Origin of the sequence: Parahaliea maris, assembly GCF_008064665.1 — a bacterium.
In the GTDB taxonomy this organism is placed as follows: domain Bacteria; phylum Pseudomonadota; class Gammaproteobacteria; order Pseudomonadales; family Halieaceae; genus Parahaliea; species Parahaliea maris.
Window position 1 is genome coordinate 231562 of record NZ_VRZA01000004.1, and the last position, 24823, is coordinate 256384.

The window sequence follows — 24823 nt, forward strand, 5'->3', positions numbered from 1 at the left end:
GGCTGCCGGGCGAGGTAGCTGGCAGCTGGCATGACAACAACAGGCAATTCAGGCGGCGGTGCAGGAGCGGGTGCTTCCTTGATGGGGGCGGTCATACTGCCCGTTGCGGCAGCCCTGCGCCTGCGCGGCGAGGATCCGATCTCGCTGCTCGCAGATGTCGGTATCGACGCGGCAAAGGTGGCCAATCCCGAATGGCGCATCGCTGAAGCCGATTGGCGGCGGCTGCTGCAGCACTGCGTGGAGGTGACTGGCGAGGAGGATTTTGGCCTGCTGGCCGCGCGTCAGTTGCAGCCCCAGGTGTTGCGCAGCCTCGGCCTGGCCTGGCTGGCGAGTGATACCGTCTACGACGGGCTGCGGCGCATGATCCGGTTCAACCAGCTGCTGACCACCGCGTCGCGCCTGCACCTGGAGGAAGACGACACCACCGTCAGGGTGTTCTCGGAAGCAACCACTGAGCTGGGCGCGGCCGTGCCCGCCGAGGTGGACTACGGCCTCGCTGTCATTGTGCGAATGTGTCGCCTCACCCTGGGTGAATACCTAGCGCCGGTTACGGTACAGATGACGCGCCCGGCCCCGCTTGAACCCCATCCCTGGGAGTACCAGTTCGCGGCGCCGGTATCCTTCGACCAACCCGTCAACTGCCTGTGCTGGTCCCGGGGTGACATCGAAGAACCGCTGGTGACCGGTGACCCGGAGCTGGCCAGGGTCAACGACGAACAGAGCCAGGCCTATCTCGACGGATTCCTCTCCCCGAGCACCTCGCGGGAGGTGGTGGGCAAGATCATCGAACGGCTCCCCGACGGACCGCCCAGCCAGCGCCAGATTGCCGACGCCCTGCACGTCAGCAACCGCACCCTGCAGCGCAAGTTGAAGGAGGAGGGCACCAGTTTCATGGACCTGCTGCAGGACACGCGCCTGCAACTGGCCCAGAAATACCTTCGCAGCCCGGGACGCTCAGTGGTGGAGACCGCCTACCTGCTCGGCTTCTCCGAGCCCAGTACCTTCTCCCGGGCCTTCAAGCGCTGGACCGGCCAGGCCCCGGCTGACTACCGGGAAGATGTCGCCAGCCGCTGAGTCTGGCGGAATAGGGCATGCCGCTGTCGCGGCTGGCCATGCCAATGGCTTCAGTACATCGCTACAGTACCCGCGTTTCAGATTCCTGCCCCGGGTACCATGTCGCATCACCATTGTCCCTTCTGCGCTTCGCGCGCCACCGCTTCCCGCCGCAGCCTTTTCCTGGCCCTGTTACACGAGCAGGATCTGCCACCCCTGTTCGACTGGTATACCCAGCGAGTACCGCGCAGCTTCCCGCCGCGCTCCCTGCTGTTGCTGCTCGGCCTGTGCCTGCTGGGCCTGGCGCTGCCGGCGCTGTTTCTCTGGCACCAGGACGCCGTGAGCGCGCTGCAGATCACCGGGTCGTTTGCGCTGTTACTGATAACCGCCCTTGGCTTCGACCTGCTGATCACCCTGGCGGACTATCGGCGCTGGAACCGGGAGCGGGTTTGCGGCCAGTGTCGGGGTATTTATCGTGTTAACCCTTCTCAGGTAGCCTCGCCGATCACTATAATCCGCGGGGAATAAATCTGAACACGAGGGAGCGATATGGCAAAGATCCTGGTTATTGCCGATACCACCAACCGTTGTGCCGCCACGCCGCGCGGCATGGAACTGGCCCGTCGCCTGGGGCATTCGGTTGAGGTAGTGGCCTTTGTCTGGTCTTCACTCAAGGGGCTGGACCTCAGCGCCAGTGACAAAGCGGAGCTCAAGCAGCGCCTGCTCAGCGAACGCGAAAAGGAGGCCGAGGAGCGCGTCGCCAAATACCGTCAGGAAGGGCAGAAGGTCAGCATCAAGGTGATCTGGGAGCGGGATATCAGCGGCTGGGTCAAACGCCGGGTTGCCAACGGCAAATACTGGGGTGTTATCAAGACCGGCCGCCGCAGTGAATCCGTGACCCACACCCCCAGCGACTGGCAGCTGTTGCGCGAGTGCCCGGTACCCGTATTGATCGTGGCCCGGGACAAGTGGCATCGCACCAAGCCGGTACTGGCGGCCCTCGACCTCGGCACCCGCGTCAAGGGCAAGCGGCGCCTCAACCTGGAAGTGATCGAGCAGTCCCGCCACATCGCCGAAGCGCTGGATGCCGAACTCAAGCTGATCTGTGCGGTAGAGGTTCCCACCCTGTTGGCTGAGCTCGATATGGTCGACCCCGCAGCCTTCGTCAGGGAACAGAAAAAGAACATGGCGCCGCTGATTGCCGAACTCGCCCAGGAGTACGACTTGCCCCGCAGCGCCTTTGTCGTCAAGCGCGGGCCGGTGGCCAAGGTCATTACCAGTGAGGCCGCCCGGGTGCGGGCCCAGCTGGTGGTGATGGGGACTGTCGGCCGCAAGGGGGTGAAGGCCCGCCTGCTCGGCAATACAGCGGAATCTGTTCTCGCCCTGCTGCACACCGACGTGCTGGCCCTGAAACCCTGAGGCTGGTTATCGCTCGCAACTGGGGCAGGGCGAACTTTTTTCGCACCAGAACTTGCCATTTGCCGGTAGCGGTCTATTTTTGAAATTAGCATGTGACGGCCCGTCGCATGCTACACGTCCCCTGGCCGATGTTTCCGCCCCGAAACATACGGCTGTTTTAGCCCGCCATCTCTTCCCGATTTGCGGGCTTTTTTCTTTCTGAATCAAGCCTTTTTCTCCTCAACCTCCCGCGCTGTATCAACTGGCGTCACCGGCTGTCGCAAACTGTTATGCGCTTGTCGCGCTCTGCCATGTAGAGACTTCCGCGCGGCGCGTAATCTTTACACCGTGGTCAACGAACGAGGTCGAAACCTCGCAGACAGAACGGTAGGAGAAAGCACATGCACGAATTGGTACTTCGAATCAGCGAACCGGAAAAATGCTACGTGTTCGCGCGTAATGCCCAGCGCCAGGGGCACCCGGAACTGGCCAAGCAGGCCTATCGCCGCGCCGTGGACCTGCGGTCCGAGGGCTACGCCACCGAAAGTGAACTCGAACTGGCAGCCGTCCGCGCCATCTACGCCTACGAAGAGGCCCTCAGCTACAGCAAGGGCAAGCGGACCCGGGCCACGGGCACCTGGCAGATGGCCAACCGCTACGGCCTGGTAGAGGCGGTACAAAAGCGCCTGAGTTCTCGCGCCGGCGATGATCTGCAGCCGGTGCTCAAGGAACTGGGCATGGAAGATTACAGTTTTTCCGCGGTGCGCAGCGCGTATCCGGATGCCTTCGAGCAGGCCGCGGCCTGAGCGAAGTTTACAACGGCTCCTTAGAGGGGAAAGTTCCCTACCTTGGCCCGGCCATGTCTCTGACCAACCGGGCCCTTTTTTCCCTCTACTTTTTTGTTGGTGATGATTGATGAGAACGATTGCCCTGGAGCACTGCCTCGACCGACGCTCGCCGCTGGTGACGCTGGAGTTCGACGAGTTCGAGCTGATCACGCTGGTCGCCCTGGTGGAAGAGGGCTGCAAGGCCTTGCAGGCGAGCCCGGGGCACAATGAGATGCGCGACCAGATGGAAGCCGTCGCTGCGGAGTTTGTGACGGTTCTCGGCCATCTCGAACTGATTGCCGCCAATGAATGATTCCCCTGTAGGTAACAAACCCTACCTTTAGCCCGGCCATGTGCCGGGCTTTTTTTTCTGTCCTTGAAATGTCGCGGGTGATCGCTGTCATAAAACTGTCATGCTAGGATCACACAATGTGTCGTTTTACGGGGCGCTCTGCCCCGTGTGCTGTCACCTTCGCATTCAAGGACCTGTATGCCCAGCCCGATCAAGCTGCGCCTTGCGGAATCCCACCAGGAACTCTTCATCTCGAGAGAACTGAGCTGGTTACAGTTCAACGCTCGGGTATTGCAGGAGGCCGCCGACCATTCCGTGCCCGTGATCCAGCGCCTGCGTTACCTGGGTATTTTCTCCAACAACATGGACGAATTCTTCCGCGTTCGGGTGGCGGAGGTGAGGCGCCTTATCTCGGTGACCTCCGGCAAGGCCCACCAGCAGGCCAAGGAATTGCTGGCCGCGATCCAGAACCGGGTGGTCGAGCAGCAAAAGGAGTTCGAACAGGTCTACAACTCGGTCCTGCGCGACCTGCGCAAGCGCCGCATCTACATGATCAACGAGCGCCAGCTCGACCCCGGCCAGGCGGCCTTTGTCCAGGAGTACTTCACCCAGACCGTGCTTCCCGAGCTGGAGCCCATCCTGCTGCGCCCTGATCAGGCCATTCCAATGCTCAACGACGAATCGATCTACCTGGCGATGGATATCCGCTCGGGAGACGACTACAACTACGCCGTGGTCGAGGTGCCCACCGACCGGCTGGAGCGCTTTGTCGAGATTCCACGGCGCAAGGGCAAGCAGGGCAAGGTCTTTATTGCCCTGGACAACGTGATCCGGGCCTGCCTGCCGCAGATGTTCCGTGGCGTGTTCCCGGTGGATGAGGCGGCGGCCTACTGTTTCAAGTTTTCCCGCGACGCGGAACTGGAGATCGATCCGGATATTACGGAAAGCCTGATCGAGAAGATGGCCAGCAGCCTCAAGCAGCGGCGCAAGGCGGACGCGGTGCGGTTTGTCTACGACCACACGATGCCGCCGCGGCTGCTCGAGTACCTGAGTTCCCGCTTTGGTTTCGGCAAGTACGACAGCATGATTCCCGGCGGCCGCTACCATAATTCCAAGGACTTCATGTCGTTTCCCAATGTGGGACCGAGGTACCTGGAGTTCAAACCCCAGCCCCCCATTCGCATCCCCCGGCTCGACGAACCCGGCAGCCTGTTCGACAGTATTCGCGAGCAGGATGTGTTCCTGTATTACCCCTACCATCCCTTCGATTACATTGTGGACCTGCTCAAGACCGCCGCCCTCGACCCGCATGTGAGCAGCATCAAGATCTGCCTGTACCGGGTGGCCAAGGTGTCCCGCGTGATCGATGCCCTGGTCAATGCGGTGCAGAACGGCAAGCGGGTGCTGGCGGTGGTGGAACTGGCGGCGCGGTTCGACGAGGCGGCCAACATTACCTGGGCCGAGCGACTGACGGACAACGGCATCGACGTGATGTTTGGTGTGCCGGGCCTGAAGGTCCATAGCAAGCTGGTACTGATCGAGCGCAAGGAGAACGGCACGCCGCGCTTTTACTCGCACATCGGTACCGGCAATTTCAACGAGAAGACCGCGCGCCTGTACACCGATTTCACCCTGCTCACCTACGACCAGGAAATCGGCCGGGATGTCTACAACGTGTTCGACTTCCTGCAGTTCAACTACAAGCGCCCGGAATACCAGCACCTGCTGGTCTCTCCCCACTCCACCCGCAGTGGTATCGAGAGCCTGATCGAGAAGGAGATCGCCAACGCCCGCCAGGGCTACCGGGCGATGATGATCCTCAAGTGCAACAACCTGGTGGACAGCGCCCTGGTGGACAAACTCTACGAGGCCTCGGGGGCGGGGGTGGAAATTCACCTGATCGTACGGGGAATGTGCTCCCTGCGGCCGGGGATTCCCGGTATTTCCGAGAATATCCACGCCATCAGCATCGTCGACCGCTACCTCGAACACCCGCGGGCCTACGTGTTCTACAACCGCGGCAAACCGCGCTACCTGATCGGTTCCGCCGACCTGATGACGCGCAACATCGACTTCCGGGTCGAGGTGCTGTGCCCGGTCCATGACCCCGCTGCGCAGCAGATGATCCAGGACATTCTCGACCAGCAGTGGCACGACAACGTCAAGGCCCGGGTGCTCGATGCGGACCAGGACAACCACAAGGTCAAGGGCCGCAAGAAGACCGCGCAAATTCGCTCCCAGGAGTCGATCCACCGTTACCTCGCCACCGGCAAATTACCGCGGTACCCCCGGACCGGGATGCACGACCCGGCAAAGCGTCGACGCCATCACGATTAGGCCCGGCCGCGGTTACTCGCGCGCTTTTCTCGGTTACACTCCGGGAAATTTCTGGATAGCACGTGGAGGACAACTGTGGCCGGTAGTAGCCTGCTGGTACTGATCGACGACATCGCCACCATCCTGGACGATGTTTCGGTCCTGTCGAAAGTCGCCGCCAAGAAAACCGCTGGCGTGCTGGGCGATGATCTCGCGGTGAATGCCGAGCAGGTGTCTGGCGTGCGCGCCGACCGCGAACTGCCCGTGGTGTGGGCGGTGGCCAAGGGCTCCTTCCGCAACAAGTGCATCCTGGTGCCGGCGGCCCTGCTGATTTCCGTCGTGGCGCCCTGGTTGATAACCCCCCTGCTGATGCTGGGGGGGTTGTTCCTGTGCTACGAAGGCTTCGAAAAGCTGGCCCACCCCATCCTCCACTCGCAGGAGGAGGACGCGGCCCACGAACACGAACTGGTGGAGCGGGTTGCCGATCCACAGCGTGACCTGGTCAAGGAAGAGCGGGCCAAGATCAACGGGGCCATTCGCACCGATTTCATTCTTTCCGCGGAAATTATCGTCATTACCCTGGGTACCGTGGCCGACGCGGTGTTCAGCACCCAGGTGATGGTGGTGGCGGGTATCGCGCTGGTGATGACGGTGGGCGTGTACGGGCTGGTGGCCGGGATCATCAAGCTGGACGACGCCGGGCTCTGGCTCAGTCAGCGCGAGGGGGAGGGCGCCGGTGTTCGCTTCCTGCACTGGCTTGGCCGCTCACTGTTGAGCTTTGCCCCGTGGCTGATGAAGGCGCTGGGGGTGGTGGGTACGCTGGCGATGTTCATGGTCGGCGGCGGCATACTGGTTCACGGCCTGCATCCGGTGGCGGAGGTCTTCGAGTACCTGGTGGAGGCGGGCAGTGCGATCCGGGTCGTCGGTCCGGTCATTCACTTTGCCGGTTTCACTATCCTGGCGGCGCTGTTCGGTGTGCTTGCCGGCGCCCTGACCCTGGCAGTCCAGGGAGCAGTACAGAAGGTCAGGCCGGGCAACGGCCACTGACCTGTACTCCAATAGGGCACTATTTCGGCACTATTTCAGCAGCGATCCCAGCAGGCCGCGGAACAACTGCCGCCCCAGGCTGCTGCCGGCCGCCCGCGCCATGCTTTTGAAGAACGCCTCCGAGGCACTCTGGCGCCCGGAGCCGCCGCGGGACGAACTCCGCCCGGCACGCTTTTCCAGGTCCGCTTCCTTTTGCCTGGCCAGGGCCGCGGCAGTGCGTTCGCTGAGTATTTCATGGGCCGAGCGGGGGTCTACCGCTTCGCCATAGCGCTTCAGGTTGGGATCCCGGTCCAGCACCGCCTGTCGCTCCTCGGCCGTTGCCTTGCCCATGCGCGACTGCGGCGGCCGGATCAACACTCTCTCCACCGGCATCGGTATCCCCTTGTCCTGCAGAGTCGACACCAGCGCTTCCCCCACGCCCAGTTCACTGATGACCGTGGCGGTGTCGACTCCCGGATTCTCGCGGAAGGACTGGGCGGCAACCCGCACCGCCTTGCGTTCCGCCGGCGTATAGGCACGCAGGGCGTGCTGCACCCGGTTGCCCAGCTGGGCCAGTACACTGTCGGGGATATCCGCCGGGCTCTGGGTCACGAAGTAGACGCCCACCCCCTTGGAGCGGATCAGTCGCACCACCTGTTCGATTTTCTCCAGTAGCGCCTTGGGCGCATCCCGGAACAGCAGGTGTGCCTCGTCGAAGAAAAACACCAGTACCGGTTGCTCCGGGTCACCCAGTTCCGGGAGGTTTTCAAACAGCTCCGACAATAGCCAGAGCAGGAAGGTGGAGTAGGCTCGCGGGCTGTTGATCAGCTGGTCGGCTGCCAGCAGGTTGATGACGCCGCGGCCGTCCCGGGTGGTTTGCATGAAGTCGGACAGTTGCAGGGCCGGTTCACCGAAGAAGCTGTTGGCGCCTTCCCGTTCCAGTACCAGCAGCCGCCGCAGAATGGCGTTCACCGAGGCCACGGGTACGCTGTAATTGGCGCCCATGGCCTTGCGGTTGTCGGCGAGGTACTGCAGGGTCGAACGCAGGTCGGTGAGATCCACCAGCAGCATGCCCTCCCGGTCGGCGAACTCGAACACCAGGGTCATGACGCCCTCCTGGGTTTCGTTCAGGTCCAGCAGGCGCGACAGCAACTGGGGGCCCATTTCCGAGATGGTGGCGCGCACCGGGGTGCCCTGTTTCGCGAACAGGTCCCAGAAAGCCACTGGGTACGCCCGCTGGTGATAGTCGGCAATGCCGATGGAACTCACCCGCTCGTCCACCTTGGGGTGGGGCTTGCCGGCCTGGCACATGCCGGATATGTCACCTTTCACGTCGGCCAGGAACACCGGAACGCCGAGGTCGGAAAAACCCTCGGCCAGGCATTGCAGGGTGACCGTTTTGCCGGTGCCGGTGGCGCCGGCGACCAGGCCATGCCGGTTGGCATAACGTGGGTTCAGGTAAACCTTGCCCGCTGCGCTGCCGCCGATGAGAATGCCGTCACTCATATCCTGTACCTGTCCGTGGATCATCCCGTCGAGCCATCATAGGCAGCTTCGCTCGGGCTTGCCAGAGGCGGATCAGGTGCTAATGTAGGAGCAGGTTCAGGGAGTGACTCCATGCGGTGGAAAGGCGGCAGGCGCAGTAGCAATATCGATGACCGGCGGGGCGAAAGCCCGTCCTACAGCAGCGCGGCCTCTGCGACGCCCTTGCTGCTGCGTTTTCTCCCTGCGCTGATCCGCAGCAAGGCCGGCCGTACGCTCCTGATCGTCGGTGTGCTGGTGCTGGTGGGCGGGCGCCTGCTGGGCATTGACGTGCTGGGGATGTTCCTCGGCGGGGGTGTGACCAGCCACAGCAGTGCCCCGGCGACCTTCAGCCAGGAGGAGGAAGAACTGGCGGATTTCACTTCAGTGGTGCTGGCCGATACCGAGCAGACCTGGCACGAACTGTTCGCCGGGCTCGGGCGCGCCTATCGCGAGCCCACGCTGGTGCTGTTCTCAGGCAGGGTGAATTCCGCCTGCGGCATGGCCACAGCCGCGGTGGGGCCGTTCTACTGCCCGGGCGACCAGCAGCTCTACATCGACCTTTCTTTCTTCAATGACCTCAGGACCCGTCACGGCGCCCCGGGTGATTTCGCCCAGGCCTATGTGATCGCCCACGAAGTCGGCCACCATGTGCAGACCCTGCTCGGTATCAGCCAGCAGGTTCGCGCTGCCGGCCGTGGCCGCAGCGAAGCCGAGGTCAACGCGCTGTCGGTGCGTCAGGAGTTACAGGCGGACTGCTTCGCCGGCCTCTGGGGCCACGCCGCAGACACCCAGCGCCAGTTACTGGACAGCGGCGACCTGGAGGAAGCCCTGCGGGCGGCGACGGCCATTGGCGATGACCGCCTGCAGCGGGAGGCGGGGCGCCAGGTGGTGCCGGACAGCTTTACCCACGGTACCTCGGAACAGCGGGTGCGCTGGTTCCGCACCGGTTTCGAATCCGGTGACCTGGACGCCTGCGACACCTTCTCCAGCGCGAAACTCTAGGCGCTGGCCGCTTTTTTCTTCCTGGCCACAGGTTTCTTCCGGGATACGGTTTTCTTCCTTGATACCGGGGCTTTTTTCCGCTGGCTGCCACCGGGCACCAGGCCCGCCATTTCCTCCAGTTCCTGCAGCGCATCTTCCAGGTGGTCGATAAGCCGTTGCACCTGGGGCATGGAGCGGCGGCAGGCCACAATACCGAAGTGCAACTTGTTGTTGTAACTGACCAGGGTGATGTTCATGGCAAAGCCGTCGAAGACGATGGACGCCGGGTACATGCCGTCTACGCTGGCACCGTTCCAGTACAGTTGCTCCCGGGGGCCGGGGACATTGGAGATCACTGTGCTGAAGGCGGGGAAGCGGGACGCCAGCCCCAGCACCGAGGTCAGCAGGGCGGGTACCTGGGTGATCTGCATGAACAGCATGGCCTCGCGGCGGGAGAGGCTCTGGACCAGCGATTTACCGGCCTGCATCGATTCCTGGGTGCGCCGCAGGCGCGCTTCCGGATCGTCGAGGTTGGTGGCGAGGTCGGCGACGATAAAGCCGACGGCGTTGGATGAATCCAGGTCGCCTTCTTCCCGTAGGGAAACAGGGGTCATGGCTTTCAGGGAATGCTTTGGCAGCTCATCCTGGGATATCAGGTAGCGCCGCAGGGCGCCGCCACACATGGCCAGCACAATGTCGTTGACGGTGCCGTTGGCCGCCTTGCAGACCGCGCGAACGCGGTCGAAGTCCCAGCTTTGGGCGACAAACCGGCGCGCCCCGGTGACATTGGTGTTCATCGAGGTGTGGGGCACGTGGTGCCACGGCACCGCCAGGCCCTCGCCGCGGCCAATGAAAGCGCCGCCAAAACGGCGCAGGGCGCCCAGTAGGTGGGCCGTGGTGTCAAACTGCTCCCGCAGCACCTCCGAGACATTGCGCAGCTCCGCTCCCCGGGGCACGACCCGGGCCTGCTTCTGTGCGCGGTAACGGGCCTTGTACTCCTCGTAGGCGGCCAGGGAAAAGGGCGAACGCTCGGACCGGTCGGACTTTTTCGTGGAGTACATGGCATTGGCCATGTGCATGGCGCCGGCGCCATCGGTCGCGGCGTGATGCATTTTGGTGTACAGGGCGAACTGGCGATTCTGCAGCCCCTCGATCAGGTAGCTCTCCCACAGGGGCCGGTTGCGGTCCAGCAGCATGCCGTGCAGCCGGGAAATCAGTACGAACAGTTCGCGGAACCTGCCCGGCTGGGGCAGTGCCGAGTGCCGTACGTGGTAATCGATGTCGAAGTTGCGGTCCTTTTCCCAGTACAGCGGCCCGAGCGCGCCGGCCCGGCCGTGGGCGACGTAATCGCCAAAGGGTTTGCGGTAGGGCTCATCGGTTCGCAACACCTCCAGGCACTGGCCGAGGAATTCGGTTGCCTCGGCGCCGTCGGGCAGGGTGAACAGGTGCAGCCCGCCCACATGCATGGGGGTCTGGCGTTTTTCCATGTAAAGGAAACCGGCGTCAGCCAGGTCAATTCTGCGCATAGCTTTTATCCTTATCAATCGCTATCTATACCCCTACAATAGTCCGGGACTTGCCTTGGGAACAGCAACCAGGCGACATTCTTGCCCAGTGGCCCTCCCTCAACTGCTTATCCGGAGCTATCGATGAAGCGTATTTCCTGCCTGTTCGGCGCACTGTTCCCCCTGCTGGCCCACGCTGCCGACCCGGTACTGTCCGAGCACGCCAGCCGCACCCTGGATATCTACCGCAGTATCGTCGAGGTGGACACCTCCAAGGCAAAGGGCAATACCCTGGCGGTGGCGAACTACCTGGCGGACCAGTTGCAGGACGCCGGGTTTGCCGAAGCCGACGTGAAGGTGATTCCCAAAGGGCCCTTTGCCGCCCTGGTGGCTCGCTATCCCGGTGCCGCCGACAGCAAGCTGGCCCCCATCCTGTTTCTCGGGCATATGGATGTGGTGGAAGCCCTGGCCAGTGACTGGGAGCGCCCGCCCTTCGAACTGACCGAGGACGACAAGTACTTCTATGCCCGCGGCACCATCGACAACAAATTCGGCGTCGCCCAGCTAACGTCAACCTTTATCCGCCTGCGCAAGGAGGGCTTCGAGCCCAATCGCGACCTCTACCTGGTGTTTTCCGGGGACGAGGAGAGCGGCATGACGACTACGCGCATGCTGGCCTACGAGACACCTGAACTGGCGCGCGCAGAGTACGCGCTCAACTCGGATGCCGGCGGCGGCGACCTGGACAAGCAGGGCAGGGCCCTGGTCTACACCGTCCAGGCGGCCGAGAAAACCTACGCTACCTGGGAACTCACTGCCCTGAATCCCGGTGGCCACAGCTCCCGTCCCCGGGCGGACAACGCCATCTTTGACCTGTCCGACGCCATTCGTAATATCCAGGGTTATCGCTTCCCGGTGCGCTGGAGCGAAATGACCCTGGCGTACTTCCAACAGACCGGTGAAATGATGGGCGGGGAACTGGGCGAGGCCATGACCCGCTTCGCCTACGACCCGAGTGACGAAGAGGCGGCGGACCGGCTGGCGCGGGAGTCCTCCTATGTCGGCACCACACGCACCACCTGTATCCCCACCATGCTGCGGGCCGGCCACGCCGAGAATGCCCTGCCGCAATCGGCCACGGTCACCGTCAACTGCCGTATCTTCCCCGGTGAGTCGGTTAACGATGTGGAGGCGACCCTGCGCCAGGTGGTGGGCAACGATGCGATCGAGTTCAACCTGCTCGGTGATCCTACCGCGAGTCCGATTTCAGAATTGCGCGACGACGTGATGGCGGCGGTGGGCAAAGCCGTTCACGCCCGTTATCCCGACGTGAAACTGCTGGCCTATATGGAGTCCGGCGGTACCGACGGCATGCATTTCCGCAAAGCCGGCATCCCGACCTGGGCGGTGAGCGGTATCTTCATGGACCCGGATGAAATGTTTGCCCACGGCCTGAACGAGCGGGTCCCCAAGAAAGCCTTCTTCGGCGCCCTCGACCACTGGAGCACCATTATCCGTGAACTGACCGGGCCCTAAGCTATAGCCAGCGGATCTTGCGGAACAGCCAGAGCATCGTGCTGGCAACCGCAATCATCACAAACAGCACCACAAAATAGCCGTAGCGCAGGTGCAGTTCCGGCATGTTCTCGAAGTTCATGCCGTACAGGCCGGCGAGAAAGCTCAGTGGTACGAAGATGGCGGTGATGATAGTCAGCACCTTCATGGTGTTGTTGAGCTGGTGCGAGGTAAGCGAGATATAACCCTCCACCAGGTCGCCGCAGATTTCGTAGTACATGTTGCACAGGCTGTAGAGCCGCTCGCAGCGGTCGTAGAGATCCCGCCGCAGGTGGTGGGTGGCGTCGTCGGGGTCGCCTTCGCCCAGGTGCGGCGTGCCATGGTGAAGCAACTGCTCGGTCATGACCTGGTGGTAGTTGAAAATCCGCCGCAACTTGCGCAGGCGCGAGCGGTAGCCCACCAGCTCGCGCATGGTGCTGTCGGACTCCCCGGTCAGCAGTGAGTCCTCCAGTCCGCTGAGCTCATCCTCAAACTGCAGGATCTTGTCCAGATAGCGGCCGCTGGCGAAATGCAGTATCCGCAGGGCGAGCTCCGCCGGGTCTGCCAGGGAGCGCCGCTCGGGCGCCTCCTGCCAGAAATGGTTGACGCTCACCGACAGCCCGCGGTGCACCGAGATCAGGTAGTTGTCGCCCACCCACAGGCCCACCTGTTGCGGCACCAGGTTGAGGTTGTCGTCGATCCGGGCGATCCCGCGAAACAGGATGAAGGTATTGTCGGCGAAGCTCTCGATCTTGGGGGGGTGGCGCAGGCGGTTGCTGTCGGTAATCGCCAGTTCCGAACAGCCGAGCGACAGCAGTAACTCCTTGCGCTCGGGGGATATGTCGCCCTCCAGGTCGAGCCACAGGAAGGCGCCCTCTGTGTCGCGCCAGCGCTCTACCAGTTCCAGCTCACCGCATTCCTGCTGACCGTCCGTCGACAGCAACTTGGCTCGTATCATCTCCAGGCTCCACCAGGGGCACAGTCGAATTGATCAACCGTGCCTTGACCACTACCATTCGGGTTAACGCTGCGTTGGATAATAGCATGGAAGAAATCGACAGCATTCTCCACACCCCGCTGATTGTCTTCGGCGAGGTCACCATCGACCTGGCCAAGATCTTTACCGTACTGGCCTTCATTCTGGCCGGTTTCACCGTCATTCTGTGGAGCGCGCGTGTCCTTCGCTCCAGCCTGGGCCGGCGCGGCACCGACCCCAATGCGGTGCAACTGGTGATCCGCGCCTACCAGATTGTCGGTCTGGTCATCCTGGGTCTGGTGACCCTTGATCTGCTGGGTGTACCGCTAACGGCCTTTGCCTTTGTCTCCGGTGCCGTGGCCATCGGTATTGGCTTCGGTGCCCAGAACATCATCAACAATTTCATCAGCGGCTGGATTCTCATGTGGGAGCGGCCGATCAAGATCGGCGACTTCCTCGAGATCGACGACGTGCGCGGCACCGTGGAGGCGATCAATACCCGCTCGACCCGCATTCGCCGGGTGGATGGTGTGCACCTGCTGATCCCCAACAGCCAGTTGCTGGAAAACACCGTGACCAACTGGACCCTGGTGGATTCCCTGGTGCGCACGGCGGTGCGGGTAGGGGTGGCCTACGGTTCCGATGTCCGTTTGACCGAGCGCCTGATCCGGCAGGCGGCGGAGGATCACCCCGACGTGCTCAAGGAGCCAGAGGCGATGGTGATCTTCGACGATTTCGGCGACAGCGCCCTGGTGTTCGAGCTCAACGTGTGGATTCACTCCAGCACCGAGCGTGGCCTGCGGGTGATCCGCAGTGACCTGCGCTTCCGCATCGACGCGCTGTTTCGCGAGCACGACGTGGTCATTTCCTTCCCGCAACAGGACGTCCACCTCGACGGCGAGCTGCGCCTGTTGCGCGACTGAGGCCCGCTGGCAGCCTTCTTCAGGCCCGCTGGCAGCCTTGGCAAGCTGGACTATACTCTGCCAGCGGCCGGTGAATTTGTGACCCGCTGCTCAACTCCGCGCGCCTCGTCTTGCGTTGGCGGGCGGGCGCCATACTCTGGACCTTTCGACCGAGGGGACGGATTCCCCCGGCAGCCTGTCACTGGCTAACGCGCTCAGGGAGGAGCCCACATGCCCCAACCCACCAGACTCGCCTTTCACTACGAACTCCTGGGCCAGCTCGGTCTGCCTCCCGCCTCTGAGCTACTCGACGATCACGGTGCGGTGCCCTGCGCCGGGCTGGAAGACAGCGTCGGCGCCACCTCGCCGCCGGCAATGCTCTATGAACTCCAGTGCAGCAGTGCCAGGCGCCACAGCGACTGGCTCGCCATGGAGTACAGCATGCAGCGCCTGCTGGAACAGCTGGGTGGGGTACCCCCCTATGGCCGCTCGGTGGACCAGGGTGTCGCCCCGGTACGCAGTGCCCGCAACGAGGCCTGGTGGCTGGAATTGGGCCCGGTGGATTTCGACGACGACGTGATTACCCTGGAGCGCGAGGGCTATATGCTCGGGGCGCTGGCGGCCACCGAGGAGGGGCGCCTCAGGCTGACCGCCTACCGGCCACTGGACGCCCGCAGCCTGTCATTGCTGGTCGAGCTCGCAGCCCACCCCCATCCCCGTCTCGGGGTCGCCATGCGCGAAACCAACTGGTTGCTGGCGGTGGACAAGGCGGCGGAACTCGATCACTTCCTGGCGGCTGAGCAGGGCGAGGCCTACCTGGCACACTGGCCCGGTGGCCTCGGTGAAAGCGGTGGCGCCGAAGCGCCCTGGCAGGCGCCCCTGGCCGCCATGCTGGTGGAGGTCCAGCTGCAGGTTTTCCAGCATTTCAGCGCGCTGGCAGCCGGGGAGGGCGACGCCGCGTCGTAGTCCCTGCCCGGGCTGTGCCAGAATAGGCGCTTTTCCGCTGGAGAGAAGTGCCATGTCCCCCAACACCATGCTCTGTGTCGAAATCAGCCAGCCCGGCGACCCCGAGGTGCTGGTACCGGCGAGCCGGCCGCTGCCCGTGCCGGCTGTGGGCGAACTGCTGATTGAAGTGGCCGCGGCGGGGGTCAACCGCCCCGATGTGATGCAACGCCGCGGCCTCTACCCGCCACCGCCCGGCGCCTCCGACCTGCCCGGGCTGGAAGTAGCGGGCCGCGTGGCAGCGCTGGGCGAAGGCGTGACGGGATGGCAGGTCGGTGACGCCGTCTGTGCCCTCACCAATGGCGGCGGCTACGCGGCTTACACTGTGGCGCCCGCGGGCCAGTGCCTGCCGATACCCGATGGCCTGAGCGCCGTGGAGGCCGCCAGCCTGCCGGAAACCTGTTTTACCGTGTGGACCAACGTGTTCGAACGCGCCGCCCTCAAGGCAGGCGAGACGCTGCTGGTGCACGGCGGCAGCTCTGGCATTGGTATTACCGCCATCCAGATGGCGAAGGCCCTGGGCGCGCGGGTGTTTGCCACCGCGGGGAGTGACGAGAAATGCCGCGCCTGCGAGGCCCTGGGCGCGGAACTGGCAGTGAACTACCGGGAGCAGGATTTCGTTGACGTGCTGCGGGAGGCCACCGGGGGCGAGGGGGTCGATGTGATCCTCGACATGGTCGGGGGCGACTATGTCAGCCGCAACCTGAGCCTGGCGGCGATGGACGGGCGCATCGTCAATATCGCCTTCCAGCAGGGCTTCCAGACGGAGGTGAATTTTGTGCCCATGCTGGTCAAGCGCCTGACCCTGACGGCATCTACCCTGCGCCCCCGCACGGCTGACGACAAGGCCGCCATCGCCGCGGCCCTGCGCGAGTCTGTCTGGCCCCTTTATGCCGCTGGCGAGGTGCGGCCGGTAATAGCGGCGACGTTCCCGCTGGAGCAGGCTGCAGCGGCGCACCAGCTCATGGAGAGCAGCCAGCACATCGGCAAGATCGTCCTGACGCTGTCCTAGTGACCCTTGTGGTCCGGGGCCGGAATGACCTTGGGGCCAAACCACTGGTCGACCCGGCGCGCGGCCTGGGCGCGCACGTCGGCGTCGACGTAGCGGGCCACGGTCAGGAAGGCCACGGCCAGCACCCCGAGGTCATCGGTATAGCCAATGCCCGGGGTGATGTCGACGATGGCGTCCAGCGGTGCGATGAAATAGCCCAGCGCCCCGTAAATGGTGGCCCGGGCCCAGGTGGGGGTTTCGGGGCGCCGCGCCGCGTAGTAGAGCATCAGCGCCTTCTCGGTGAGCTCGCGCCCCGCGGTTCCCGCAAAGCGCCGCAGTTTCAGCCAGAAGCTCTCGTCGCTATAGGCCTGGCGGTAGCTGCCTGTCCTGCTGTTGTAAGCGCCCATGGCGTTCACCCTGCATCCCGATCAGTGATCAGTGTAACGACTCCGGTGGGCCGTATGCCACCTCAACGCCACCTCACCCAAACAGCCAGGGCCGCAGTTCCTCGAGGTTCTCGACCCGGATCTGCTGGGCCGCCGCCTCCTCGCGGATTTCCGCCGGGTCGATATGCAGTAGCCGCAGGGCGTAGGAGACGAGCCGCGCCCGGGTGGAGATCAACAGCGCGCCATCCTCCATGCCAAAGTCGGCCTGCACCACCTCCTGCTGTTCCGGCCGCAGCCGGGGGTCGGGGACGATACGAATGGTTACCCGTGTGTTCCACTCGCTGTCACCGTCGGCGCCGTGGGGTGATTCGTCCATCATCTCCGGGGCGTCCCGGAAACGGCTCAGGACGAAGTCCCGGTAGCCCTGGTTCTTTTCGCACCAGGCCCGGACGTGCCAGCGCAGGCCGGTGAATACCAGGGTGTGGGGCACGATGATGCGCCCCTCCCTATCCGGGTTGTTGATGGAGACGTAGTCTACTTCCAGGCGGCGCTGCTGCCGCGCTGCCTGCATGATCGGGCGCAGCGTTTCCGGCGCCACATCCCGCACCGGCACCGAGAGCACCTCGACATTGGCGACATTCAGGGCGAGGGATTCGAACACGTTCGACAGCTCGTTGTTGCGCGCCATCAGGTGCAGGTACTCATCGGCCAGGCCCTGGGTCACCCGGGGTGAAAAATCCGGCGTGGGCTTGTAGCCCTTGAGGTACTTGTCGTACTCGAGGTTGCCCGGCCCGATCTCGCGCAGGTAGGTATTGATGTCCTTGCTGGCCTGTTGGCGGCCAATGCCAAAGGTCTCGCAGAGGTGGCGGGTGGTGAGTCGGCCCTCCCACAACACCAGGGTTTCGATATAGCGGTAGCGGACCAGCAGGTCCCAACGAATCGGCCATTTCTGCCGTTGGCTCATGAAGCAGTCTCCGCGCGGTAATGCGTCCCGGGGTTTGAGTTATTCACCTGGCCCATAGGTTACCGCGTGGAGCGTTGTGTAGAATACCCGCAGACCATACGAACAGCAGGACCGACGTGCCTCAACGCCCTGATCTCGCCGATCTCTACCGACTGTCTGGCCAACTGGAGGCGGATGCCCAGGTGCCGCTGGCCGAACTGAAGCAGCGCGACCACGGCATCGGCCGGGACTGTAGCGGCGGCAGTCACACTGAGCGCCTGCTGTACTGGCTGGATCACGTTGCCCCTGTGGCGGAGGACTCCGGTCGCTACAGCGGCGCGATGGGTGCCAACCTGTCGCGCCTGCTTGCCCTTGTACTCGGTTTCGTCGCGATGGCGGGATTCCTGCTCGGCAGTGGCAAGGGCCTGGTCAATGTATTCCTGCTGTTGCTGGTTTTTGTTGTCCTGCAATTGATCATGAGCGTGTTGTCGACTGTGGCGCTGGTACGCACCGTGAGCGGTTTCGTGCCGGCTGGACTGCCAGCCAGCCCCGCGCGCTGGTTTGTCCTGCGCAGCCTGCCGGACCAGCGCAGCCTGCGGGAGGCGGGCGGGGTATTGCGACTGTTGTTCCTGCGCTTTGGCCAGGAGTGGGGCGCCCTGTTTACCCTGGCGGCACTGGTGGCCTTTGTCGCGGTGCCGGCCTTCAAGGATTTTGTCTTCGTGTGGGGCTCTACCTATGCGCCGGGAGACGGCGCGGTGCAGGGCCTGGTGGACACCCTCGCAGCGCCCTGGCGCGACTGGTTGCCCTGGGCCACGGTGCCGCCGGAGGTGGTGGCCGGCAGCCGTCACCACGATGCGCTGGTACTGGACCGCGCCGGTATCGACGGTATGCGGGGTTGGTGGCCGTTCCTCCTGCTCTGCCTGCTGGTCTACGCCCTGTTGCCCCGCCTGCTGCTGTGGGGTCTGGCGCGCTGGTATGGTCCCAAACTGATGCGGCGGGCATTTGCCGGGTTGCCGGGCGCCGACCGCGTGCTGGCGCGGATGGACGCGGCGCTGGTGTCCACCCAGGCCCCCGAGGTGGGTGAAGAGAGTGCAACCCCGGTGGCGACACCGGCAGTCGAACCCCCTGTTCCGGTGCCCGAGGGGCTGCTGTTGATTGACTGGGCCGGCGCCCTCGGCAGCGACCTGCCCGGGCAGTTCGAGGAGCTGCCATCGGTGCCGGCAGACGCGGTGCTCACCCTCGGCCAGGCCGGCCTGGAACAGGACCGCCAGGCACTGGCCGCGCTCGACAGTGAGCACTACGAGCACCTGCTGGTGCTGGTCAAATCCTGGGAGCCGCCGGTCGGGGAACTGGCCGATATGCTGGCCCTGTTGCCGGCCGCCCTGCGCTGCAGCATCTGCCTGGTGCCACTACCGGGGCGCTCGATTCCCCATCGCAAGGTAGAGGACTGGCGGGGCTTTGCCCGCGAGTTGCCCTTTGCCGGCGTCGACGTGCGCATTCTCAACCGGGTGGCGCCAGTATGAGCGGGCCGGTATTTGCCGTGGTGGGGCGCCCCAACAAGGGCAAGTCGAGTATTGTGGCCACCCTGGCCCGTGACGATTCGGTCTACATCGACGCCCGCTCGGGCTCCACCCGCAAGGCCCGGACCTTCCCCATGCAGGTGGACGGTGAAACTCTCTACAGCCTGGTGGATACCCCGGGTATCCAGCGTGCCCGGGAAGTGCTGGACTGGCTGCAGGCCCACTGCGGCGACGCCGCCGGCAGGCCCCGGGCGGTCCGCGAGTTTGTGGCAGGGCACGAGGGCGACCCGCGCTTTCGTGACGAGTGCGAGCTGTTGCGGCCGATCATCGACGGCGCCGGCATCATTTACGTGGTGGACGGCTCCTGTCCCTTCGGCGTCGACTACGAGGCCGAGATGGAGATTTTGCGCTGGTGTGGTCGCCCCAGTCTCGCGGTGATCAACCCCATCGATAATGACGACTACGCCGCCCAGTGGCAGGCCGGCCTCGGCCAGTATTTTCGCACCGTGCGTCTGTTCAATGCTCACCGCGCCGAGTTCGCCAAGCAACTGGAGCTGTTGGAACTGTTCGGCCACCTCGACCCGGACTGGCAAACCTCCCTGCAGCGGGCGGTGGCGGTGCTGCGGGCGGAGCGCGAACAGCAACACCGGGACAGCAGTTCGCTGATCGCCGATTTGATTGCCGCCGCCCTCACTTACCAGGTGAGCCAGAAAATCCCAGAGGGTGCGCCCTCAGGCCCGGTGGAGGCCGCCTTGGCCCTGCGCTACAAGGAGTCCCTGGCGCGCCGCGAACGGCAGTGCCGGCGCCAGGTGGAAGAGCTCTTTCACTACCACAACCTGCAGCGCAGTGAAGAGGTACTGGCGTTGGAGGACTCGGACCTGTTCCAGGTGGAGGACTGGTACCTGTGGGGCCTGAGTCGCGCCTCCCTCGCCGCGGTGGCGGGTTCCGCGGGCGCCATTATCGGCGGCGGTACCGGCATGGTGCTGGACGGCGCGACCGGCGGGCTGCTGGGCGGGCTGGGTACGCTGGTCACTGGGGCCGCCGGGGCAATCACTGGTGGCGTCGGGGCCTGGCGTTACGCCGAAGAGATCGCCCAGTTCAAAGTCAAAGGGATTCCCACCGGCGGCAAACAACTCAGCTACGGCCCCAGCCGCAATCTCAACTTTCCCTTTGTGGTGCTCGGCCGCGCGCTGTTACACCACAAGCTTTTATGTCACCGTACCCATGCTGACCGCAGCGACCTCGCTCTCGATGCCGAACTGCTGGAGCAACTCGACGACAGCCAGCGGCGCAAACTGGCGCGGTTGTTTGCCCAGATTCGCGCCGGTAAGCGCGAGGAGGAGCGGCGGGCGGAACTGGCGGCGCTGGTGCTGGCGTGGTGCCACGAGCACGACCGTTGATCATACAAGGAGATCCGAGATGACCGGTTTCACCCTCAATGGCACGCCCGTAGAGGTCGACGCCCCGGAAGCGATGCCGCTGCTGTGGGTGCTGCGCGACGAGTTGGGCCTCACCGGCACCAAGTACGGTTGCGGCATCGCCCAGTGCGGCGCCTGTACCGTGCTGTTCAATGGCCAGGCCATGCGCTCCTGCCAGTTTCCGTTGGGCGCAGTGGCCGGTGCCGAGGTGGTGACCATCGAGGGCCTGGGTACCCCCGCCGAGCCCCACCCGGTACAACAGGCCTGGATCGACGAGCAGGTGGCCCAGTGCGGCTACTGCCAGTCGGGCCAGGTGATGCAGGCCGCCTGGTTGCTGGCCAACAACCCTGCGCCCAGCGACGCCGATATCGATGCCGCCATGGCCGGCAACCTCTGCCGCTGCGGCACCTACCCGCGTATTCGCCAGGCGGTGAAGCGGGCAGCGCAAACGCTCGCCAGCGAGGAGAGCTGATTATGGGGCGCCTCGCCACCCTGACCCGCCGGACCTTTCTGTTTGGCAGCGTCGCCCTGGCGGGTGGCGTGGCCTTTGGTGTCTACAAAGTCAAACAGGATCCCGACAACCCGCTGGCGGATGACCTGGCGGCCGGTGAGGTGACGTTCAACCCCTGGGTGCTGATTGGCCCGGACGGCATCACCCTGATCGCTCCCCACACCGATGTGGGGCAGGGCGCTCGCTCGGTGCAGGCCCTGTTGATCGCCGAGGAACTGGATCTCGACGCAGGCCAGTTCGAGGTCGCTCCGGGGAAACCATCGCCCGCCTACTGGAACACGGCCATGGCGCTGGATGCCGTGCCTTTCCCGCCGGATGACCAGGGTTTTGCAGCACGCGCTGCCCGAGGTGCGGTGGGGGCCATGCTCAAACTGTCCGGCCAGCAGATGACCGGCGGCTCCTCCACTGTGGCCGACTCCTGGGAGAAGCTGCGCCGGGCCGGTGCGGTTGCCCGTGAGACCCTCAAGCTCGCCGCGGCACAGAAGACCGGGGAAGCGGTGGACACGCTCAGTACCGCATCCGGTGCGGTGGTCCTGCGCGACGGCCGCCGTATTCCCTACACCGAACTGGCGGCCGCCGCGGCGAAAATTCCCCCGGTGGAGGACGTGTCCCTGCGCCCCCCGTCGGCCTGGCGCCTTATCGGCAAGTCGTCACTGCGGCTCGACATTGTCGCCAAGTCCACCGGTACCCAGGACTTCGGCATCGACCTCATGCCTGAGGGGGCGATCAATGCCACCGTGCGATTCAATCCCCGCCAGGGCGGGGCCTTGCTGTCCTATGACGACAGCAAGGCGCGTTCCATGCCGGGTGTACGGCAAATTCTTCCAGTCACCGGTGGCGTGGCCGTGCTGGCCGACAATACCTGGAATGCCTTCCAGGCGATTGCGGCCGTGCAGTGCGAGTGGGGCGAGGCTCCCTATCCGCCGGAGATGGCCCAGCACTGGGCGGCGGTGGAGTCATCCTTCACCGAGGAGCGACTGGACAAGCGCTGGCGCGACGACGGCGACGTACAGGCCGCGCTGGCGTCAGCCGGTGGCGGCGAGACCCTTGAGTTGGAGTACCGGGCACCCTATGTGGCACACGCACCTCTGGAACCCCTGTCGGCCGTCTGCCGGGTGAGTGGGGAGCGGGTCGATATCTGGGCCTCTCACCAGTTTCCCCGCATGGCGGAGCAACTGGTTGCCGACATCACCGGCCTGCCTGTTGAGCAGGTGTATTTGCACAATCTCTACAGCGGCGGCAGCTTCGGGCACCGCCTGGAGTTCGAGAACATCCGCTATGCGGCGGAGATCGCCAGCAAATTGCCCGGAGAGACCATCAAGCTGACTTTCAGCCGGGAGGAGGACTTTGCCCACGACTTCCCTCGCCAGATCGGTATGGCCCGGGTTCGGGTGGTGAGCGGGGAGGGGGGCATCACCGCGCTCGATATCGGCATCGCCACGCCCTCGGCGGTTACCTCCCAGATGGAACGCGCCGGCATGCCGATCCCGGGGCCGGACAACCAGATACCGGCGGGGGTGTGGAACGCGCCTTACGATATCGCCAACATGCAGGTTAACGCCTATCGCGTACCGGAACTGGCGCCGACCAGTTCCTGGCGTTCGGTGGGTGCATCCACCGGCGGCTTCTTTATTGAATCCGCCATCGACGAAGCCCTGATTGCCGCGGGGCAGGACCCCCTGGCCGGCCGGCTCGCCCTGTGCAACGACCCCGCCAGCCGTCGGGTACTGGAAGCGGTGCGTGACATGAGCGGCTGGAACGATCCCTTGCCCCCCGGCCACGGTCGCGGCGTGGCGCTGGTCGTTTCCTTCGGCACACCGGTGGCCGAGGTGGTGGAGGTCAGCCAGCAGGACGGGCGCATTCGCCTGGAGAAAGTCTTTATGGCCGCCGAGGTAGGGAAGGTAGTGGACCCCATCAATTTCGAGAACCAGGCCGCGGGCGGTGTCATCTGGGGCCTGGGGCATGCGATGAACTGCGAAATCACCTACGCCGACGGCATGGCCCAGCAGCACAATTTTCACCAGCACACGGGCATGCGTATCAACCAGTGTCCGCAGATTGTAATCAATGGGCTCGAGTCCGGCGGCCGGATAACCGGTATCGGCGAGCCACCGGTGCCACCCGCGGCGCCGGCGTTGGCGAATGCGATTTTTGCAGCGACGGGCCAGCGTTTGCGAGAGATGCCGTTTAGCAAGTTTGTCGACTTCGCCTAAGCAATCCGTCGATCGCCATGCCGTAGTCCATGGCTTCGCCGGTCCAGTAGGGGCGCCCCGTGGTAGCGTCTACATTTGGGGCCAGTTGTCGCATCGCCTCCGCCGACGTCTCCGCGGAGACGTCGGGAAATTGCGGGAAGACACTGGTTTCGATGGTGATGCCGGCTGGCGTGCTAAAACGCAGGGCGGGTGAATCCACTCCGTTACTCTGTACGGCCTCAATACTGAAACCGCCCTGGTGCAGCAGGCGGTGGTGATAGCGACATAGCGTCACCAGGTTATCCAGGCTGGTCTCGCCGCCATCGGCCCAGTGCCGGATATGGTGGGCATCCACGTAGCGCGATTCGCAGCAACCCGGCACACGACAGGTTTTGTCCCGCAGTGCTAGGGCCCGGCGAATGGCTGGCGGCACGGTGCGGGCGCGGCGGCCAATATTCAGCACTTCTCCATTGTTGTTTTCCAGCACGGTCACCAGGCTGGCGTCACAGGACAACCGGCGGGCGGTATCCGGGCTGAGCCACTGCTGATGCTCGAATTCACAGCAGTGGGGGCCATGGGAATGCGTCGAGCCGCTCTTTTGCAGAGTGTCGATATCTACGTGCAGCATTATCTGGCAGCGTTCGGCGCCTTTCAGGGCCTGAAGGGAATTGGCTCCTGCGCTGGTGGCGAGAAAGTGTTCGGTAATCTTGACCAGGGCATCGGCGCGGGTGTGTTCCAGTAACTCCTGGAAGTGGTTGCCTGATTCCTGTTCTTCTCGCTCGACGGTTTCGGAAAACGTCTCCGCGGAGACGTCCTCCAGTTCCCCGGGTGCGTGCTCCAATAGTGTCTTTTGATGCTCAGCCTGAATCGGCGCCGCCACAGCTTCCAGCGCCTTGATAACCTGCTCGCCCGCTTCAGGCGGCAGTTTGGCGTGGATGACCCACATGCCATCTTCGTCCTGGTAGTAGAGCAGCTTGCGGTTGTTCTCCTGTTCGTTCTCCCGGCGCCTATCCGACAGTTGCTTTTTAACCTTGTCGAACTTGCCCACCAGTTTTTCCATATGGCTGGCGGTACCGTGACGGGCGATCATCAGGAGGTAGTCTTCATTGTCCGCGGTGGCTACGCGCGTCATGGCCCGGACCTTGGAGTAACTGATTTCGCCTTTTTCGAACGCGGCATCGATCAGTGGCAGTTCCTCCAGTCGATGGGCAACCCGCACCTTTTCCCGTGCGGCCCCCAGCACGATGCCGCACTGCCAGTTGAGCCAGTGAGCGCAGGTTCGTACGGTGCCGCCACCACTCCAGCCCTTGCAGTTGTCGAACTCGGCGATGAGTTTCAGCAAGCGATGGGTGGCTGCGTTGATCTGCCCGGCGAGGAGGGTGATCTGTTGAGCCAGTTCTTCGGCGTTGTCCTCGAAGGTGAAGTCGGCAATTCGGGCGGGAGCATTCATGGTACGCCTCACAATAAATACTGTATAAATATACAGTATTTATTGTGGTTCATAGT

At 64.0% G+C, this 24823-nt stretch carries 22 protein-coding genes; 16 read left to right on the top strand and 6 right to left on the bottom strand.

What is annotated here, in order from left to right:
* The first annotated feature begins 81 nt into the window (after positions 1 to 81).
* The 7 genes from FV139_RS12855 to FV139_RS12885 all read left to right on the top strand — a co-directional run bounded on the left by FV139_RS12855 (position 82) and on the right by FV139_RS12885 (position 6933).
* On the top strand, positions 82 to 1074 hold the full coding sequence (locus FV139_RS12855) for an AraC family transcriptional regulator (protein WP_187276521.1): 993 nt from the start codon (positions 82 to 84) through the stop codon (positions 1072 to 1074).
* 99 nt (positions 1075 to 1173) lie between these two features.
* The gene (locus FV139_RS12860; RefSeq protein ID WP_148068856.1) at positions 1174 to 1581 is read left to right on the top strand and encodes a hypothetical protein; all 408 of its coding nucleotides are present in this window, start codon (positions 1174 to 1176) and stop codon (positions 1579 to 1581) included.
* Between the two features lie 21 nt (positions 1582 to 1602).
* The gene (locus tag FV139_RS12865; protein WP_148068857.1) at positions 1603 to 2472 is read left to right on the top strand and encodes a universal stress protein; all 870 of its coding nucleotides are present in this window, start codon (positions 1603 to 1605) and stop codon (positions 2470 to 2472) included.
* Between the two features lie 380 nt (positions 2473 to 2852).
* Entirely contained in the window at positions 2853 to 3257 is a 405-nt protein-coding gene (locus FV139_RS12870) for a hypothetical protein (protein ID WP_148068858.1), read from the top strand.
* Between the two features lie 109 nt (positions 3258 to 3366).
* Entirely contained in the window at positions 3367 to 3591 is a 225-nt protein-coding gene (locus FV139_RS12875) for a hypothetical protein (protein ID WP_148068859.1), read from the top strand.
* Between the two features lie 177 nt (positions 3592 to 3768).
* Entirely contained in the window at positions 3769 to 5907 is a 2139-nt protein-coding gene (gene ppk1, locus FV139_RS12880; RefSeq protein WP_148068860.1) for a polyphosphate kinase 1, read from the top strand.
* Positions 5908 to 5982: 75 nt separating this feature from the next.
* Positions 5983 to 6933 carry a DUF808 domain-containing protein gene (locus FV139_RS12885; RefSeq protein WP_148068861.1) on the top strand — a complete coding sequence of 317 codons (951 nt, stop codon included), beginning with the start codon at positions 5983 to 5985 and terminating at the stop codon, positions 6931 to 6933.
* A gap of 30 nt (positions 6934 to 6963) precedes the next feature.
* Here FV139_RS12885 and FV139_RS12890 read toward each other — a convergent pair whose 3' ends face one another.
* Positions 6964 to 8418 carry a helicase HerA-like domain-containing protein gene (locus FV139_RS12890; RefSeq protein ID WP_148068862.1) on the bottom strand — a complete coding sequence of 485 codons (1455 nt, stop codon included), beginning with the start codon at positions 8416 to 8418 and terminating at the stop codon, positions 6964 to 6966.
* Positions 8419 to 8529: 111 nt separating this feature from the next.
* Between FV139_RS12890 and ypfJ the strand changes: the two genes are divergently transcribed.
* Positions 8530 to 9438 carry a KPN_02809 family neutral zinc metallopeptidase gene (gene ypfJ / locus FV139_RS12895; RefSeq protein ID WP_148068863.1) on the top strand — a complete coding sequence of 303 codons (909 nt, stop codon included), beginning with the start codon at positions 8530 to 8532 and terminating at the stop codon, positions 9436 to 9438.
* Here ypfJ and FV139_RS12900 read toward each other — a convergent pair.
* Positions 9435 to 10943: a WS/DGAT/MGAT family O-acyltransferase gene (locus FV139_RS12900; RefSeq protein WP_148068864.1), complete on the bottom strand. Its 1509-nt coding sequence runs from the start codon at positions 10941 to 10943 to the stop codon at positions 9435 to 9437. The two genes, ypfJ and FV139_RS12900, sit on opposite strands and share 4 nt — an antisense overlap.
* A 123-nt stretch (positions 10944 to 11066) precedes the next feature.
* Between FV139_RS12900 and FV139_RS12905 the strand changes: the two genes are divergently transcribed.
* Positions 11067 to 12458 carry a M20/M25/M40 family metallo-hydrolase gene (locus FV139_RS12905; protein ID WP_148068865.1) on the top strand — a complete coding sequence of 464 codons (1392 nt, stop codon included), beginning with the start codon at positions 11067 to 11069 and terminating at the stop codon, positions 12456 to 12458.
* A gap of 1 nt (position 12459) precedes the next feature.
* Here FV139_RS12905 and FV139_RS12910 read toward each other — a convergent pair whose 3' ends face one another.
* A complete protein-coding gene (locus FV139_RS12910) occupies positions 12460 to 13434 on the bottom strand; it encodes a magnesium transporter CorA family protein (protein WP_148068866.1) in 975 nt (324 codons plus the stop codon).
* A gap of 86 nt (positions 13435 to 13520) precedes the next feature.
* Between FV139_RS12910 and FV139_RS12915 the strand changes: the two genes are divergently transcribed.
* From FV139_RS12915 to FV139_RS12925, 3 genes are all read left to right on the top strand, one after another.
* The gene (locus FV139_RS12915) at positions 13521 to 14375 is read left to right on the top strand and encodes a mechanosensitive ion channel family protein (protein ID WP_148068867.1); all 855 of its coding nucleotides are present in this window, start codon (positions 13521 to 13523) and stop codon (positions 14373 to 14375) included.
* A gap of 210 nt (positions 14376 to 14585) precedes the next feature.
* Complete coding sequence (locus tag FV139_RS12920) at positions 14586 to 15320, top strand: hypothetical protein (RefSeq protein ID WP_148068868.1); 735 nt, start codon at positions 14586 to 14588, stop codon at positions 15318 to 15320.
* 52 nt (positions 15321 to 15372) lie between these two features.
* On the top strand, positions 15373 to 16368 hold the full coding sequence (locus FV139_RS12925) for an NAD(P)H-quinone oxidoreductase (protein WP_235898647.1): 996 nt from the start codon (positions 15373 to 15375) through the stop codon (positions 16366 to 16368).
* Here FV139_RS12925 and FV139_RS12930 read toward each other — a convergent pair.
* Together FV139_RS12930 and FV139_RS12935 are read right to left on the bottom strand one after the other, a co-directional pair.
* Entirely contained in the window at positions 16365 to 16754 is a 390-nt protein-coding gene (locus FV139_RS12930) for a YkvA family protein (RefSeq protein ID WP_148068869.1), read from the bottom strand. The two genes, FV139_RS12925 and FV139_RS12930, sit on opposite strands and share 4 nt — an antisense overlap.
* 73 nt (positions 16755 to 16827) lie before the next feature.
* Positions 16828 to 17697: a helix-turn-helix transcriptional regulator gene (locus FV139_RS12935; RefSeq protein WP_148068870.1), complete on the bottom strand. Its 870-nt coding sequence runs from the start codon at positions 17695 to 17697 to the stop codon at positions 16828 to 16830.
* A 116-nt stretch (positions 17698 to 17813) separates the two neighbouring features.
* Here FV139_RS12935 and FV139_RS12940 point away from each other — a divergent pair, with 116 nt between their 5' ends.
* From FV139_RS12940 to FV139_RS12955, 4 genes are read left to right on the top strand one after another with little or no spacing between them, the layout of a single operon-like run.
* A complete protein-coding gene (locus FV139_RS12940; protein ID WP_148068871.1) occupies positions 17814 to 19199 on the top strand; it encodes a DUF2868 domain-containing protein in 1386 nt (461 codons plus the stop codon).
* Entirely contained in the window at positions 19196 to 20596 is a 1401-nt protein-coding gene (locus FV139_RS12945; protein ID WP_148068872.1) for a DUF3482 domain-containing protein, read from the top strand. Before FV139_RS12940 ends, FV139_RS12945 begins: the two co-directional genes overlap by 4 nt.
* A gap of 19 nt (positions 20597 to 20615) precedes the next feature.
* Positions 20616 to 21086: a (2Fe-2S)-binding protein gene (locus FV139_RS12950; RefSeq protein ID WP_148068873.1), complete on the top strand. Its 471-nt coding sequence runs from the start codon at positions 20616 to 20618 to the stop codon at positions 21084 to 21086.
* 2 nt (positions 21087 to 21088) lie between these two features.
* Positions 21089 to 23338, top strand: a complete 2250-nt coding sequence (locus tag FV139_RS12955) for a xanthine dehydrogenase family protein molybdopterin-binding subunit (RefSeq protein WP_148068874.1) — start codon at positions 21089 to 21091, stop codon at positions 23336 to 23338.
* Here the strand turns inward: FV139_RS12955 and FV139_RS12960 are convergent.
* Complete coding sequence (locus FV139_RS12960; RefSeq protein WP_148068875.1) at positions 23313 to 24767, bottom strand: HNH endonuclease signature motif containing protein; 1455 nt, start codon at positions 24765 to 24767, stop codon at positions 23313 to 23315. The genes FV139_RS12955 and FV139_RS12960 overlap by 26 nt on opposite strands.
* Positions 24768 to 24823: the final 56 nt, after the last annotated feature.

What these genes read in the sequence shown, in the direction of transcription:
- FV139_RS12870 (WP_148068858.1), top strand. Translation starts at nt 2,853, where the DNA reads ATGCACGAATTGGTACTTCGAATCAGCGAACCGGAAAAATGCTACGTG.
- FV139_RS12945 (WP_148068872.1), top strand. Translation starts at nt 19,196, where the DNA reads ATGAGCGGGCCGGTATTTGCCGTGGTGGGGCGCCCCAACAAGGGCAAG.
- FV139_RS12905 (WP_148068865.1), top strand. Translation starts at nt 11,067, where the DNA reads ATGAAGCGTATTTCCTGCCTGTTCGGCGCACTGTTCCCCCTGCTGGCC.
- FV139_RS12915 (WP_148068867.1), top strand. Translation starts at nt 13,521, where the DNA reads ATGGAAGAAATCGACAGCATTCTCCACACCCCGCTGATTGTCTTCGGC.
- FV139_RS12875 (WP_148068859.1), top strand. Translation starts at nt 3,367, where the DNA reads ATGAGAACGATTGCCCTGGAGCACTGCCTCGACCGACGCTCGCCGCTG.
- ppk1 (WP_148068860.1), top strand. Translation starts at nt 3,769, where the DNA reads ATGCCCAGCCCGATCAAGCTGCGCCTTGCGGAATCCCACCAGGAACTC.
- ypfJ (WP_148068863.1), top strand. Translation starts at nt 8,530, where the DNA reads ATGCGGTGGAAAGGCGGCAGGCGCAGTAGCAATATCGATGACCGGCGG.
- FV139_RS12935 (WP_148068870.1), bottom strand. Translation starts at nt 17,697, where the DNA reads ATGAGCCAACGGCAGAAATGGCCGATTCGTTGGGACCTGCTGGTCCGC.
- FV139_RS12910 (WP_148068866.1), bottom strand. Translation starts at nt 13,434, where the DNA reads ATGATACGAGCCAAGTTGCTGTCGACGGACGGTCAGCAGGAATGCGGT.
- FV139_RS12925 (WP_235898647.1), top strand. Translation starts at nt 15,373, where the DNA reads ATGTCCCCCAACACCATGCTCTGTGTCGAAATCAGCCAGCCCGGCGAC.
- FV139_RS12950 (WP_148068873.1), top strand. Translation starts at nt 20,616, where the DNA reads ATGACCGGTTTCACCCTCAATGGCACGCCCGTAGAGGTCGACGCCCCG.
- FV139_RS12860 (WP_148068856.1), top strand. Translation starts at nt 1,174, where the DNA reads ATGTCGCATCACCATTGTCCCTTCTGCGCTTCGCGCGCCACCGCTTCC.
- FV139_RS12855 (WP_187276521.1), top strand. Translation starts at nt 82, where the DNA reads ATGGGGGCGGTCATACTGCCCGTTGCGGCAGCCCTGCGCCTGCGCGGC.
- FV139_RS12900 (WP_148068864.1), bottom strand. Translation starts at nt 10,943, where the DNA reads ATGCGCAGAATTGACCTGGCTGACGCCGGTTTCCTTTACATGGAAAAA.
- FV139_RS12930 (WP_148068869.1), bottom strand. Translation starts at nt 16,754, where the DNA reads ATGGGCGCTTACAACAGCAGGACAGGCAGCTACCGCCAGGCCTATAGC.
- FV139_RS12890 (WP_148068862.1), bottom strand. Translation starts at nt 8,418, where the DNA reads ATGAGTGACGGCATTCTCATCGGCGGCAGCGCAGCGGGCAAGGTTTAC.
- FV139_RS12960 (WP_148068875.1), bottom strand. Translation starts at nt 24,767, where the DNA reads ATGAATGCTCCCGCCCGAATTGCCGACTTCACCTTCGAGGACAACGCC.
- FV139_RS12920 (WP_148068868.1), top strand. Translation starts at nt 14,586, where the DNA reads ATGCCCCAACCCACCAGACTCGCCTTTCACTACGAACTCCTGGGCCAG.
- FV139_RS12865 (WP_148068857.1), top strand. Translation starts at nt 1,603, where the DNA reads ATGGCAAAGATCCTGGTTATTGCCGATACCACCAACCGTTGTGCCGCC.
- FV139_RS12955 (WP_148068874.1), top strand. Translation starts at nt 21,089, where the DNA reads ATGGGGCGCCTCGCCACCCTGACCCGCCGGACCTTTCTGTTTGGCAGC.